This window comes from Trichocoleus sp. DQ-U1, from assembly GCF_039961925.1.
Taxonomy (GTDB): Bacteria; Cyanobacteriota; Cyanobacteriia; order Cyanobacteriales; family FACHB-T130; genus FACHB-T130.
In genome coordinates, this window is record NZ_JAMPKB010000037.1 from 12,626 (window position 1) to 27,103 (window position 14,478).

The 14,478-nt window shown below is 44.9% G+C and carries 4 protein-coding genes and 1 pseudogene; 4 read left to right on the plus strand and 1 reads right to left on the minus strand.

Annotation, left to right across the window (positions count from 1 at the left end):
- Window positions 1–316: 316 nt before the first annotated feature.
- Window positions 317–3,736 carry an amino acid adenylation domain-containing protein gene (locus tag NDI34_RS16500; RefSeq protein WP_348233196.1) on the plus strand — a complete coding sequence of 1,140 codons (3,420 nt, stop codon included), beginning with the start codon at window positions 317–319 and terminating at the stop codon, window positions 3,734–3,736.
- Window positions 3,733–8,847 carry an amino acid adenylation domain-containing protein gene (locus tag NDI34_RS16505; RefSeq protein WP_348233197.1) on the plus strand — a complete coding sequence of 1,705 codons (5,115 nt, stop codon included), beginning with the start codon at window positions 3,733–3,735 and terminating at the stop codon, window positions 8,845–8,847. Before NDI34_RS16500 ends, NDI34_RS16505 begins: the two co-directional genes overlap by 4 nt.
- Window positions 8,848–9,100: 253 nt before the next feature.
- Here NDI34_RS16505 and NDI34_RS16510 read toward each other — a convergent pair.
- Window positions 9,101–9,156, minus strand: a pseudogene (locus NDI34_RS16510) (hypothetical protein); the annotation flags it as partial.
- Window positions 9,157–9,530: 374 nt separating this feature from the next.
- Here NDI34_RS16510 and NDI34_RS16515 point away from each other — a divergent pair.
- Together NDI34_RS16515 and NDI34_RS16520 are read left to right on the plus strand one after the other, a co-directional pair.
- Entirely contained in the window at window positions 9,531–11,792 is a 2,262-nt protein-coding gene (locus NDI34_RS16515; RefSeq protein ID WP_348233198.1) for an NHLP family bacteriocin export ABC transporter peptidase/permease/ATPase subunit, read from the plus strand.
- Window positions 11,782–14,472 (plus strand): NHLP bacteriocin export ABC transporter permease/ATPase subunit, encoded by a 2,691-nt coding sequence (locus NDI34_RS16520; RefSeq protein WP_348233199.1) that lies wholly within the window; start codon window positions 11,782–11,784, stop codon window positions 14,470–14,472. Before NDI34_RS16515 ends, NDI34_RS16520 begins: the two co-directional genes overlap by 11 nt.
- Window positions 14,473–14,478 lie beyond the last annotated feature (6 nt).

Below are 14,478 nucleotides of genomic sequence, written 5' to 3' on the forward strand. Positions count from 1 at the left end.
CTGTGAAGTTTGCCACCAAACTCGTAGAATTACGGGTGTCTTATCAGGTTTGAACATCCTATATTAAAAGTGCTTTACATCTATCTAAAGATATACTTTTTTGAAGTAACGGGACTGCTTGGTTAGAGCGAATGCATTGTAAAGGCTAAAAACACTACGTTTTAGCTCCCAAATCATTGATTGCTTTAATACCTTAAATTATGGCATTTATTTTTAGCGCAGCTGTATCAATCATCCTAAATTGAGGCGCTTCGCTTCAAACGTGGACGCTTTCAATAGCAACCCTCTTCTTAGAATCCAACTTTGAGTAAATTAAATGATTAAGCATTTTAATAATTCAAAAATCTCCGTTGCTAATTCAGAACAGCAATTTGACGGCAAACAGACTTCAACAGAGGCAGAACGGCATAAATTCTTAGTCGAGTGGAATCACACCACAAAAGAATATCCCCAGGATAAGTGTATCCATCAGTTATTTGAGGAACAGGTAGAGCTAACTCCTAATGCTGTAGTAGTGTTATTTGAAGGGGAACAACTGACCTATCGAGAACTGAACGCAAGGGCAAATCAGTTGGCACACTACCTCAAAACGTTGGGCGTTGGACCAGAAGTTTTGGTGGGAATTTGTGTGGAGCGCTCCATCGAGATGATCGTGGGACTTCTGGGTATCCTCAAAGCCGGTGGAGCCTACTTACCACTTGACGCAGAGTATCCCCAAGAACGTTTACAATTTATGCTCCAAGATGCTCAAGTTTCAGTGTTACTCACCCAGGAGCGACTGATTAACAAACTGCCTGAGCATCAAGCAAAGCTTGTTTATGTGGATACTGACTGGCATCTGATTGCGAAATCACGTCAGGATAATCCAATCACTGACACACAAACCACTAATTTAGCTTATGTCATTTATACGTCTGGCTCGACAGGGAAACCGAAAGGAGTTACTGTTCCCCACCGAGCAGTAACTCGCCTGGTACTCAATACAAATTACATTAACTTACAACCTCTAGATGTCGTTGCTTTTGCTTCAAACGTTTCATTTGATGCGGCTACATTTGAAATTTGGGGAACCTTACTTAATGGAGCCTCGCTCGCTGTCATTACCAAAGATGTAGCACTTTCTCCGTGTGATTTTGCGGCTCAAATCCACGAGCTAGGCATCACCGTCTTATTCTTAACGACTGCCTTGTTCAATTTGCTAGTCAGAGAAGTCCCATCGGCACTTCAATCGGTGCAACACCTTCTATTTGGAGGAGAAGCGCCCGATCCTAAATGGGTTAAACAGCTACTCAAAAAGGGTTCACCTCAGCGAGTGGTTCACGTTTATGGGCCTACCGAAAATACAACATTTACTACCTGGTATTTGGTACAGGATGTCCCAGAAGAAGCTACAACTATTCCTATCGGTCGTCCCATTGCTAACACCCAAGTTTACATCTTAGACGAGTATCTACAACCCGTACCCGTTGGTGCAACAGGAGAATTGCATATTGGGGGTGCAGGATTGGCGCGAGGCTACCTCAACTGCCCTGAGTTGACCAATGAGAAATTCATTCCGAATCCATTTGACAACTCAAAATTGTATAAAACAGGAGATTTAGCCCGTTATCTTCCAAATGGCAACATTGAATACCTCGGTCGCATTGACAACCAAGTAAAAATACGCGGTTTCCGTATCGAACTCGGCGAAATTGAGGCAGTGTTGAGACAACACCCAGCGGTTTTAGGAACTGTGGTTGTCATGCGACAAGATGTTTCAGACCGCAAATATTTGGTAGCTTACATTGTCCCCAAGGAATCCACGGCGATTACTCGCAGTGACCTGCGTGGTTTTCTCAAAGAGAAACTGCCCAATTACATGATTCCAGGAGTCTTCGTGATGTTAGATGCCCTGCCATTAACATCGAATGGCAAGGTAGACCGTCGGGCGCTACCTGAAGATGCTGAAAAGATGGCTCTAAAGGAATCAGAAATAGAACTATCTAATTTAAACATAGACATCCCCACTTACACTAAACAGGGAGATACAGTGTTAGAAAACACACGCTTGGAAAGCATTAGCTCAACCTTACGTTCTTTGATGGCAAAGTTGCTACAAATAGACATCAATGAAATAGATGCCTCTGCCACGTTTTTAGATCTAGGGACTGATTCACTCCTGCTTTTAGAAGCTGTGCGAAGCATTCAAAGCCACTTTGGAGTTCAGGTGAAAGTCCAACAGTTTTTTGAAGAGTTGGAAACTATTGATGCTTTGGCTACCTATATTGAGCAAAATATGTCCTTTGAACCGGAACAAAAAAACTATCAAGAAAACGAGTTATATCCGATTAGGGTAACCCCAGCAAATTTAGAATCTAGTAAAACGTCCCCAAAATTAGCTCAAACCAAAGTTTTGAATGTACCCATAGCTGTTCCCGAAGACAGAGCAATGAATAGGCTCAATGAGAACGTAGAGCCGGAGACGAGCGTAGAAAGAATTATCTCGCAGCAGCTTCAATTAATGTCTCAACAGCTAGAACTTTTACGCAATGAGCGGCCACGCAAGGAGCGATCGCATGACGAAAAAACTACAGTAACTGAGTTCGCCTCCCCCAAGTCATTCCATCAATCAGCCACGGTTACTCATTCATCTCCAGTGTGTTCTTACAATGAATGGGACCCACTTGAAGAGGTTATTGTTGGCATTGTCGATGGGGCGATGGTTCCCTCCTGGCATACCATCCATCGCGCTACTGTGCTTCCCGGTCAAGAGAAACAAATGGAGAGCTTAGCCAAGCGGACACAGAAACAGCCGCTTCCTTATCCAGAGTGGCTCGTTCAGGCTGCTAGCAAGTGTGTTGAGGAATTTGCTCATATTCTTGAATCGGAAGGAGTGATTGTCCGTCGTCCAGATATTGTTGATTACTCTGCCTCTTTTCGCACACCAGATTGGGAAGTCATGAATGGCTTTTGTTCAGCCAATCCCCGCGATGTTTTCTTAGTCATTGGTAATGAAATTATTGAGGCTCCAATGGCCGATCGCACTCGTTATTTCGAGTCGTGGGCTTATCGCTCTCTACTTAAAGAGTACCTAAAGGGAGGAGCCAAGTGGGTCGCAGCCCCCAAACCGCAGCTACTCGATGCCCAGTATGACCCAGATTATAAAGCTCCTGCTCCAGGTGAGGAAAGGCGCTTTGTAATCACTGAGTTTGAGCCAACGTTTGATGCCGCAGACTTCGTGCGTTTTGGACGGGATATTTTTGTTCAGAAAAGCCATGTCACCAATAGCTTTGGGATTGAATGGGTGCGGCGACATCTAGGCGATGAATACCGAGTTCACGAGGTTCAGTCACTCTGTCCGCAAGCCTTGCATATTGACACCACTCTAGTTCCTCTCGCTCCAGGGAAGGTGTTAGTAAATCCCCTGTTTATAGATGTCGATAGTTTGCCTGATTACTTCAAATCTTGGGATATTTTGCTTGCACCTAAACCCAATCGAACGCCGATGGCACTGTATGACACAAAGGTGATCAGTCAGTGGGTGAATATGAACGTACTCAGTCTCGATGAAGAACGAGTGATTGTCGAGAAGTCTCAAGAATACATGATTCAAGCATTAAAAGACTGGGGATTCAAACCCATTCCTTGTGAATTTGAAAGTTACTATCCTTTCATGGGTTCTTTCCATTGCGCGACACTGGATGTCCGCAGGCGTGGCGTACTCCGTTCCTATGAGATGGAGGAAGGCGCACTATGAACCTCAATCAATTTTTAGCTGAACTTGCCCAACGCGGTATCAAATTGTGGTTAGAGAACGATACATTGCGTTTTCGCGCTCCCAAAGGAGTAATGACATCGGAAGATCGGGATTTACTGGTATTACATAAAGCAAAAATTATCTCGTTGCTGTCTCAGAACAAGACAAGCGCAAAAGATACTGCCCAAACAATTGTAACTGTCTCAGAAAAACGGGAGATACCTCTGTCTTTTCCTCAAGAACAACTGTGGTTTTTGAGCCAGTTAGACCCAAATAACGTTTCTTACAACGAACTATTCGCTCTACGATTCTTGGGCGTACTGAACATCGTTACACTAGAGCAAAGCCTGAACAAAATCGTCGCTCGCCACGCAGCTTTACGAACCAACTTTGCGACGGTTAACGGGCAACCCGTTCAGGTCATTGCTGAAAGCTTGATTTTGACAGTGCCAGTCATAGACTTAAGCAATCTACCTGCTAGTAACAGAGAAATAGAAGTCCAGCGATTAGCAACGGAACAAGCCCAAAAACCCTTTAACTTAGTTAGCGACCCCTTAATCCAAGCGACTGTACTTAAGCTAACAGAAACAGAACATATATTCTTGCTGAGAACTCACCACATTGTCTGGGATGGTTGGTCATTAGGCATCATGTGGCGGGAGTTAGCAGCTTTCTACAATGACTTATCCCAAGAATTACCTCCACTGCCGGCTGAGTATCCAGACTTTGCGGTTTGGCAGAGGCAATACTTGACAGGTGAGGTGCTAGATTCCCTACAAACTTATTGGAAAGAACAACTATTAGATGCACCACCTCTATTAGAACTGCCCACTGATCGAGCGCGAGGGGTTACACAAACCTTTCGGGGAAAACATTATAGATTTGTTATTTCTAAGCCTCTTACGGAGGCTCTGATCGGTTTCAGCCGGCGGCAAAAAGTGACACTGTTTATGACGCTCTTATCCGCGTTTCAAACATTACTCTACCGTTATACAGGGCAAACCGATCTTTGTGTAGGTTCGCCCATTGCGAATCGCGATCGCGCCGAATTTAAGGATTTAATTGGATATTTTGTTAATACGCTAGTATTACGCACTTGTTTGGCAGGAAACCCAAGCTTTGAAGATTTACTGTCTAGGGTGCGAAGAGTAATGCTCGGAGCATACGCTAATCGTGAGCTACCGTTTGAGAAATTAGTAGAGATATTGCAGCCAGAACGCTCTTTGAGTTATACGCCACTATTCCAAGTGATGTTGATGCTGCTCAATGAGTTGCCCGATATCCAGATGGAAGGCTTAAAGGTAAGTCCATTAGCGGTAGAAACTGGCATAGTGCCGTTTGATTTAACTTTATGTATAGAGACCACCCCTTCTGGATTAATTGGGGAATGGGAATACAATACTGACCTGTTTGACGATACCACTATTGCTCGGATGGCTGGTCATTTCCAAACTTTGCTGGAGGGAATCATCGCTAACCCTCAAGCCCCAATTTCAGATTTACCATTGCTTACTCAACAAGAGCAATATCAACTGCTCTTTGAGTGGAACAATACTACAACAGAATATCCCCAGAATAAGTGCATCCATGAGTTGTTTGAGGGAGCTGTTGAGCGATCGCCTGACGCTGTGGCAGTGGTTTTTGAAGGGGAACGACTTACCTACAGGGAACTGAATGCAAGAGCGAATCATTTAGCGCACTACCTGCGATCGTTGGGAGTAGGGCCAGAAGTATTGGTAGGGATTTGTGTAGAGCGATCGCTCGAAATGGTAATCGGCTTGTTGGGCATCCTCAAAGCAGGCGGTGCTTACGTTCCACTCGACCCAGAGTATCCAAAAGAACGTTTGGCTTTTATGCTAGAAGACTCCTCAGTACCAGTGCTACTCACCCAACAGAAGCTGGTCGAGAAACTTCCTCCTAATTCGGCTCGTGTTATCTGCTTAGATTCTGATTGGGAAGAAATCTCTTTCCACAGCCAAAACAATCCTTTAAGCGAAGTGCAGCCGGAAAATTTAGCTTACGTTATCTATACATCAGGATCTACTGGAAAACCCAAAGGCGTTTTAATCGAACACAAATCGTTAGTTAATTACACGACGGTTGCGATCGCTGAGTATGAAATATCTAAACGCGATCGCATTCTCCAATTCTCTTCAATTAGTTTTGATGTTAGTGCTGAAGAAATCTATAGCAGCTTGACATCGGGGGCAACACTCGTGTTGCGTACCGATACGATGCTGGACTCTTTTGAGGTATTTTTGCACAAGTGCCAGAATTGGGAAATAACTGTACTTGCTGTGCCGACAGCCTACTGGCATGAATTGACCGCTTTCTTGAGCCAAAAAACTCTTGCATTACCCCCTTCTTTACGTTTGGTCATTATTGGGGGAGAAAAAGCACTGCCAGAACGACTGAAACCCTGGTTTGAATGTATAGCACAACAAGTACGTCTATTGAATAATTACGGCCCAACAGAAGCCTCTATAGGAGCGACGATATACGAGTTATTAGCAGACGATACGGCATTGAGGGAGTTGCCCATCGGTCGTCCTCTTGGGAATGTCCAAACCTACATCTTAGATCGGAACAAACAGCCCGTACCGATTGGCGTTCCAGGTGAGTTACATATCGGAGGTGTTGGTTTGGCACGGGGATACCTCAACCGTCCTGATTTGACCGCTGAGCGGTTCATTCGCAACCCCTTTAGTGACTCTCCCACTGAACGTCTCTATAAAACTGGAGATCGGGTTCGCTATCTGCCCGATGGCAACATCGAATACCTCGGTCGGATAGATGACCAAGTGAAGGTTCGCGGTTTTCGCATCGAACTCGGAGAAATTGAGGCTGTACTGGCAAAACATCCGAACGTGCGCTCAGTGACAGTCATTGACCGAGAAGATGCACCTGGGAACAAGCGCATAGTAGCTTATCTAGTCTCTAACCTTATTCCAGAACGTGTCCCTTATCACAGTGAATGCCAACTAGAACTAAACGGTAACGCCATCACAATCCACACACAGGATATCTCCACCGGCGGCGTTGGTTTGGTGGGGGTGCCGGCTATCGAGCAAGGTAAGAGCGTCCGCGTGCGTATGCAGCTACCTGGAGAGAGCGAATCGCGCTGGCTTTCTGGGACAGTAGTTTGGTCACATCCACCACAGGCTGGGATTCGCTTTCTTCTTACACCCAGCGAACAGGCTCAAATTGACCAAAGCGTAGATTATCAGTTGGACAATCAAGACTTGTGGAAAACTTTGCAGCGCACAGTGACTCGCAACCTGCGGCACTACCTGAAACAAAAACTACCTGATTACATGATACCGAGCGCGTTTGTGCTGATCAAAGCGTTGCCGGTGACACCCAACGGCAAAATAGACCGTCGCGCCTTACCCGCACTAGATAACTTTCACAACGAACAGGAAGACCAATTTGTCGCCCCTGGCACCCCGACTGAAGCAAAAATGGCTGCTATCTGGGCTGAAGTCCTGGGATTAAAAAGGGTCGGCATCAACGACAACTTCTTTGAATTGGGTGGACACTCCCTGCTAGCTACTCAAATTATCTCGCGCATCGGACAAGTTTTTGCGATCGAACTTCCCCTACGCCATTTATTTGAAGCACCTACCATCGCATCCCTGTGCAACATACTAGAAACTGAGTATGCTACGACATTACAAGAGCTATCGGACTATAGCATTGCGTCCCAGAGCTTACCACCTCTTGTCCCTACAACGCGAAAAGGACATCTGCCACTCTCTATCCAACAAGAGTATATCTGGCACGTTCAGCAATTAAATCCTCACAATTGTAGCTGCAACAGTGGTGTTGCTTTACGGTTGACTTTCAAAGTTTCTTCAGAAGCATTGGAAAAAAGCATCAACGAAATTATCTGCCGCCACGAAAGCTTGCGGACTACCTTTCCCGTGGTGGACGGTCAACCTGTGCAGGCGATTGCCCCAGAACTGACTTTACCTCTAAAGATAGTAGACTTACAAAATATACCTTCGGCAAAGCGAGAAGCTGAAGCTCTTCATTTCTCCGAACGAGAGATGAACTACCACTTTGACTTAGCGAATGGCCCATTAATTAAGGCAACCTTGGTGCGGTTGTCTTCAGAAGAGCATTGGTTACTCATACCAATGCACCATATCATCACGGATGGCTGGTCAATCGGCATCTTTGTGCAAGAGTTAGAAACAATTTATAACGCTTTCTCAAATAACTTACCTTCACCGTTGCCTGAGTTGCCATTGCAATACGCCGACTTTACTCTCTGGCAACGTCAACGATTTAATGAAGAAGTCTTGGCTCGGCAACTTGACTATTGGGTACAAAAACTAGCTGCTCCTTTACAACAATCAGGATACCAGCAAGATCGAGAATCAAAGATTAATTCTAATAGCGATCGCGCCTCTTCTTACTCTCTAGTCTTGGAAGGAAATATTGTCGCATCTCTCGAAGACTTAAGCCGCTTCCACAACGTTACTATCTCCACTATCATCATTGCAGCGCTGAAGCTTCTCTTGTTCAAATGGAGCGGGCAAAGCGAAATTATGATACTGGCGACCATTGGCAATCGCAGCACTCCAGAAATTGAAAAGATGCTCGGTTGCTTTATAAATGATGTGATTTTGCGATCGCAGCTTAACGACGAACAAACAGGAATAACTCTTTTAGAGCAGGTTCAAGAAGCACTTAATGAAGCGATTGAAAACAAGGCGATTCCTTTGCAAAAAGTCATTGAAGTTGTTCAACGCCAAAGAAAACTGATTGTTTCAGCAAGCGTTACAATCGTGCCTCCTGTAGAGGGCTCCAACCAAATGCCTGTATCAGAACTTGTACTAGGTTCGGACAAAGACAAATTATGGGATGAGGAAATTCCTCTAGAGCTTTATATTTCTTCGGCTTCGGAAAAATCTAAAAGTATTGAAATTCATGCTCTTTACAGTAGAGATTTGTTTGCGCGTGAAACTATCGAACGCTTGTTTAGTTACTATCAGGAAGTTTTGCAAAACCTTGCATCATCACCACAAATGAAGATTGCAGAGTTTGAGCAGTTTCAAAAAGAAATAGAGAAGGAAGCGAATGAAAAATTTCCCTGCCTTCCGTAAAATGCGCGTTTTTCTTATTGTCTGGTTTGGACAACTAATATCCCTTATCGGGTCGAGTCTAACGAGCTTTACATTGGGCGTGTGGGTGTACCCAGGCGAGAATGTAAGCGACGATAAAAAGCACCCAAAGCAGAGTTGCTCTTGCCTGCTGTTTGTGCTGCCATTCGGAAAGCATTGGCAGCAGGGTTGACCACAAGGTGCGGAAAGAGAACTTTTAACTTTACCACCAGTGATGCGATTGCAAGGGCAAACACTAAGCCAAGAAGTAAAGTGTTTAACGGTTGGAAATCGGCTAGGCTCTAAACTGATACTAAGTAAGCACGTACTGGGTTTTTATCAGTTTTAGAGAAAAATTAAATTGATATCAAAATAACTGATTTAAGAAAGTGGTGAAGTAGACGTATCCGCAAATTAACATACAAGCCTTATAAATCAAAAAGCAAAACTTAATTTACGGATACGTCTAATACTTCATAAATTTCTCTAACGATATAAAAATAACTTTGCACAAAGAAAATTTTTAGGCTGCTTGCGTTAGCTCTTGAGAATTCTAGGGAAGACTAACAATAGGTATAAAAAAGACTGGCTTAGGCCAAAATGCTTGTATCAGTATAATTTAGCACTATACCAGATGCAGGAGTTCGGAGAAAGGCAGGTAGGTTAGGTTTCAGAGGAGTAACGCAGTGTTTAAACAGTGGCTCAGTCAAATATTTAAACAGCAGCCCAGAAAGCGTGTTAAAACGCCTACCGTATTGCAAATGGAAGAAGTAGAGTGTGGGGCAGCAGCACTGGGCATCATGCTAGCTTATTACGGACTCTTTGTACCTCTAGCCAAACTGCGGCAGGAATGTGGCGTTTCTCGCGATGGCAGCCAACCTGCCAGTATCGTTAAAGCTGCCAGACAATATGGACTGCGAGCAAAAGCTTTTAAAAAGCAAACTTCCCAGCTAGCTTTGATGCGGCTACCAGCGATCGCTTTCTGGAATTTCAGCCACTTGTTAATAGTCGAAGGCTTTGAAAAAGACCGAGTTTACATCAACGACCCAGCAACCGGGCCACGCACGGTTTCATTACATGAATTTGACGAGGCATATATCGGGTTTATCCTAGCGATGGAACCGGGACCAGAGTTCAATCGCGGGGGACAACCACCTAGCGTATTGCGATCGCTCCTAGAACGATTGCAAAGCTCGACGGGAGTAGTTTCGCTCAGCGTCTTGTTGGGCTTTTTGCTAGTGGTGCCGGGGCTGGCACTGCCTGTTTTTAGTCAAGTATTCGTAGATCAAATCCTCGTTGAAGACCGCACCGACTGGCTGCGTCCATTGCTCCTGGGAATGCTCCTCACCACTTTAATTCAAGCCTTTCTATTCTCCCAACAGCGACGTTATTTAAGACAGTTGCAAATCAAATTAGCTGCCAGTATGTCCAGTCAATTTTTTTGGCATATGTTGAAGCTCCCTGTGGGATTTTATACCCAACGGTTCCCCGGTGAAATTGGAGGAAGGGTGAAGCTTAATGACAAAGTGGCGCAGGCAATTTCCGGCAGTATGGCAGAGACGATCATCAATATAGTGATGACAATGATCTACCTACTGATGATGTTTGCTTATAACCCAATACTTGCAGGAGTTGCTCTGACGTTAGCCGTTGTAAATGTTATGGCGTTGCTCGGCGTACAAGGCTGGTTAGAAGAACGCTTCATGGAAATAGATAAGGATGATGGCAAGTTAGAAGGCATAGGCATTGCCGGAATTCAGAGCATGGAAACGCTCAAAGCTTCGGCACTAGAATCAGACTTTTTTGCCCGATGGTCTGGGTATTTTGCTAAGTCTGCTAATAATTATCGCAGCATTGCAGTAGTGTTTGAAACCCTGATAGTTGTGCCAGTTCTGCTAACTGGATTGACAACGACGATCGTGCTAGCGGTTGGGGGTTGGCAGGTTATGGATGGGAAGATGACAATTGGGATGTTGGTCGCCTTTCAAGCCTTGCTGACAAGCTTCCAAATGCCGATCGAGCAATTAATGGGGTTTGCTGTCACACTGCCAACCTTAGCAGGCAATTTGATGCGTTTAGATGACGTATTGGACAATGATACCGATCCATTACTAGCCAAAGATGGTAAGGAGAAAAAGGCAGAAGGCAGAAGGCAGAAGGCAGAAACTAGTACTCAAAACTCTTCTCTTGATACGCCTAAAATTCATCTGCAAGGACACATAGAACTGCGTAACGTGACGTTTGGATATGCCAAAGTTAATAAACCGCTAATTGAAAACTTTAGCTGTACAATCCAACCTGGACAACGGGTTGCTTTGGTAGGAGGGAGTGGATCGGGAAAATCGACGGTTGCTAAGTTGGTAGCGGGACTTTATGAACCTTGGGCGGGCGAGATTTTATTTGATGGTATACCGAGAAATGATATTTCGCGTTCAGTTTTAGTAACCTCTATTGCTACGGTTGAACAAGAAGTATTTCTGTTTTCCGGAACTGTCCGCGATAACTTAACGTTATGGGATACAACAGTTTCTGATTCCCAACTTCGTCGCGCCTGTATTGATGCCAGAATTCAAGATGTGATTTTGGCGATACCCGGTGGTTACAACGGCGAACTGCTGGAAGGGGGTGCAAACTTAAGCGGCGGACAACGCCAACGGTTAGAAATTGCGCGATCGCTTGTTCACAATCCCACCATTTTGATTCTGGATGAAGCAACCAGTGCTCTAGATGGAGAGACGGAACAGTTTATTTACAATAACCTGCGACAACGGGGCTGTAGTTGCATAATCGTCGCACACCGCCTTAGTTCTATTAACGACTGCGATGAAATTATCGTATTAGATCGAGGAGTCGTGGTGCAGCGAGGAACGCATGACCAATTAATGCAGATGGGTGGATTCTACTCGGAATTGGTTCACAGTGAGGAAGCTGAAGGAAATGAAGAATAACTATAAGTATACGGTTTTGAATTCCACTAAATTTGTTCGCCAAGGCGAGGTATTGCTACTCGATGAGCCGCAACAGGTATGGATGATTGAATCCGGTGCAGTAGCAGTATTCCTCAGCCAGAACCAAAATGGCAGTTTGCAAGGCTCTCGACGTTATTTGTTTACAGCCGAAGTGGGTGAACCACTGTTTGGATTTTCCACATACCAGAATTTTAATAACTTATCTATTCTGGCAGTTCCTATTACGGATTCAACGTTACTGCACTTTCATCGCTCAGAATTAGATAGCGATATTCTATTTAGTAATAATCTCCTATCAACTTGGTTTAAACAGTTAAGTTCAGTTTTTAACATCAGTGGAATTGTACTACCAGCACCGGAACTTTCCAGCCATACTCCCTGCCAAACTCAACTCACTATTTTAGATAATTTTCATCAAGAATTTCTTTCTTGTTTGCAAGAACTAGAACAGCAGTCTCAATTAGAGACGCTGGCGCGATTTCAAGAACGGGAACGCCTGAACCAAGCTGCAACGGTAGGTGTGATCGCAGATTTTGTTTCCTTAATTAAACCCAAACAAGTCACTGCTGCTTTTGTTAGCGATCCACTTCTAGCTGCTGCTGGTGCTGTGGGACACGCGATGGGGATTCAGATTCAACCCCCTGGAAAGTCAGAAAACATGCAGCGGGTGAAGGAACCCCTGGAAGCGATCGCTCGTGCTTCCCGAATGAGAATTCGGCGGGTGTTACTCTCAGAACGCTGGTGGCGGGTAGATTGTGGCTCAATCCTTGCTTATCTCCAAGCAGATAATACCCCGGTAGCATTACTGCTAAACGGCAAGATGAACTATGAAATTTATAACCCAGTGAGTGGGAAGCGAATTCCGGTGAACGATCGCACCGCTAAACTGCTGTCTCCGAACGGTTATATGTTTTATCCACCCTTTCCGGAAAAAAAGGTGGATCTGCTGACGCTGTTGCAGTATTCGCTAAGGGGTAGAGGACGGGAAATTCTGAACCTTGTAGTGTTGGGAATAGCGGCGGCCTTAACAGGTATGGTAGTTCCCCAAGCTATGGGTATCTTGATTGATACTGCCATTCCCGATGGCGATCACGGATTACTACTGCAATTGACTTTAGGGTTATTAGCAGCTAGTTTCGGTGTAGCCATTTTCCGAGTAACTCAGGGAATTAACCTGAATCGGATCGAGATGTATTCCTACTTCAACATCCAGAGTGCTGTATGGGATCGGCTACTCAGACTTCGGCTGACGTTCTTTCGGCAGTATTCTTCTGGAGAAATGCTCTCCCGTGTGAATGCAATCAATCAGATTCGCGGCAAGCTGGGTGCTGATAAGCTAGATATCCTGTTCAAAAGTTTATTTTCCCTGTTGAATTTGGGATTGCTGTTTATGTACAGCCCTCCCCTAGCATCAGTTGCGGCTGTAATTGTACTCCTTACTGTTATTGTTACGAGTATTGCAGGTCACTTTAAACGCCAAAAAACTGCCCAGATGGAAGAATTGGAAGGTGAAATTGGCGGGCTTACCCTTCAGCTCGTCGGCGGTATTTCCAAACTACGAACTACAGGTGCGGAAGGACGGGCTTTTGCTTTTTGGGCGAAGTACTATCAGCAACAACTCAAGCTGATGCGAGATAACCAAAGCATTGAAGATTTAATTGCTACTTTTAATATTTTGCAGTCTAATTTAACTCCGATTGTGATTTTCTGGATGACGGCTAACTTGTTGAATCAGGCGCAAACAGGTAGTTTATCGACCGGAACTTTTTTGGCTTTTAATACAGCGTTTGCTGTCTTTATCACGGGGGTAACAACTCTCAGCAACAATCTGATCGATCTATTGGAAATTGGGGTGTTATGGGAACACGCCAAACCGATTGTTGATGAATTGCCAGAGGTGGATTTAAATAAAGCCGATCCGGGGCGGCTGTCTGGATACGTGAAGTTAGACCATGTTACTTTTCGTTATCGGGAAGATGGACCATTGAATCTTGATGATGTGACCATTGAAGCGAAGCCTGGTGAGTTTATTGCGTTTGTGGGACCTTCTGGTAGCGGTAAGTCTACTACACTGCGAATGTTGTTGGGCTTCGATGTCCCAGAACAGGGTACGGTTTATTACGACGGACAAGATTTATCTGGGTTAGATGTTTCGGCAGTGCGTCGTCAACTGGGTGTAGTGCTACAAAATGGGCGTATCAATAGCGAAAGCGTCTTTGAAAATATCAGCGGTGGCGCATTAATCAGCATGGAAGAAGCTTGGGATGCGGCACGGATGGCAGGGTTTGGAGAGGATATTGAAAATATGCCAATGGGGATGCACACTGTCATCTCAGAAGGGGGGGCAAATTTATCGGGTGGACAGCGACAACGGTTACTGATTGCGCGAGCGTTGGTGTTAAAGCCGCGAATTATTTTTTTTGATGAGGCAACTAGTGCCTTAGATAACCGGACGCAGGCGATCGTTAGTGAAAGCTTGGAGAAGCTGAAGGTGACGCGAATTGCGATCGCGCACCGTCTCAGTACCATTCGCAATGCCGATCGCATTTATGTGATTGAAGCGGGGCGAGTAGTGCAGCAAGGGACTTTTGAGGAGTTATCCTCTCAGGATGGACTTTTTACCAAATTGATGGCAAAGCAGAGGAAAGTGAAAAGCTAAATTTCG

Bases quoted from the DNA above. Each gene is read 5' to 3' on its own strand.
- NDI34_RS16500 (WP_348233196.1), top strand. From the start codon at position 317: ATGATTAAGCATTTTAATAATTCAAAAATCTCCGTTGCTAATTCAGAA.
- NDI34_RS16505 (WP_348233197.1), top strand. From the start codon at position 3,733: ATGAACCTCAATCAATTTTTAGCTGAACTTGCCCAACGCGGTATCAAA.
- NDI34_RS16520 (WP_348233199.1), top strand. From the start codon at position 11,782: ATGAAGAATAACTATAAGTATACGGTTTTGAATTCCACTAAATTTGTT.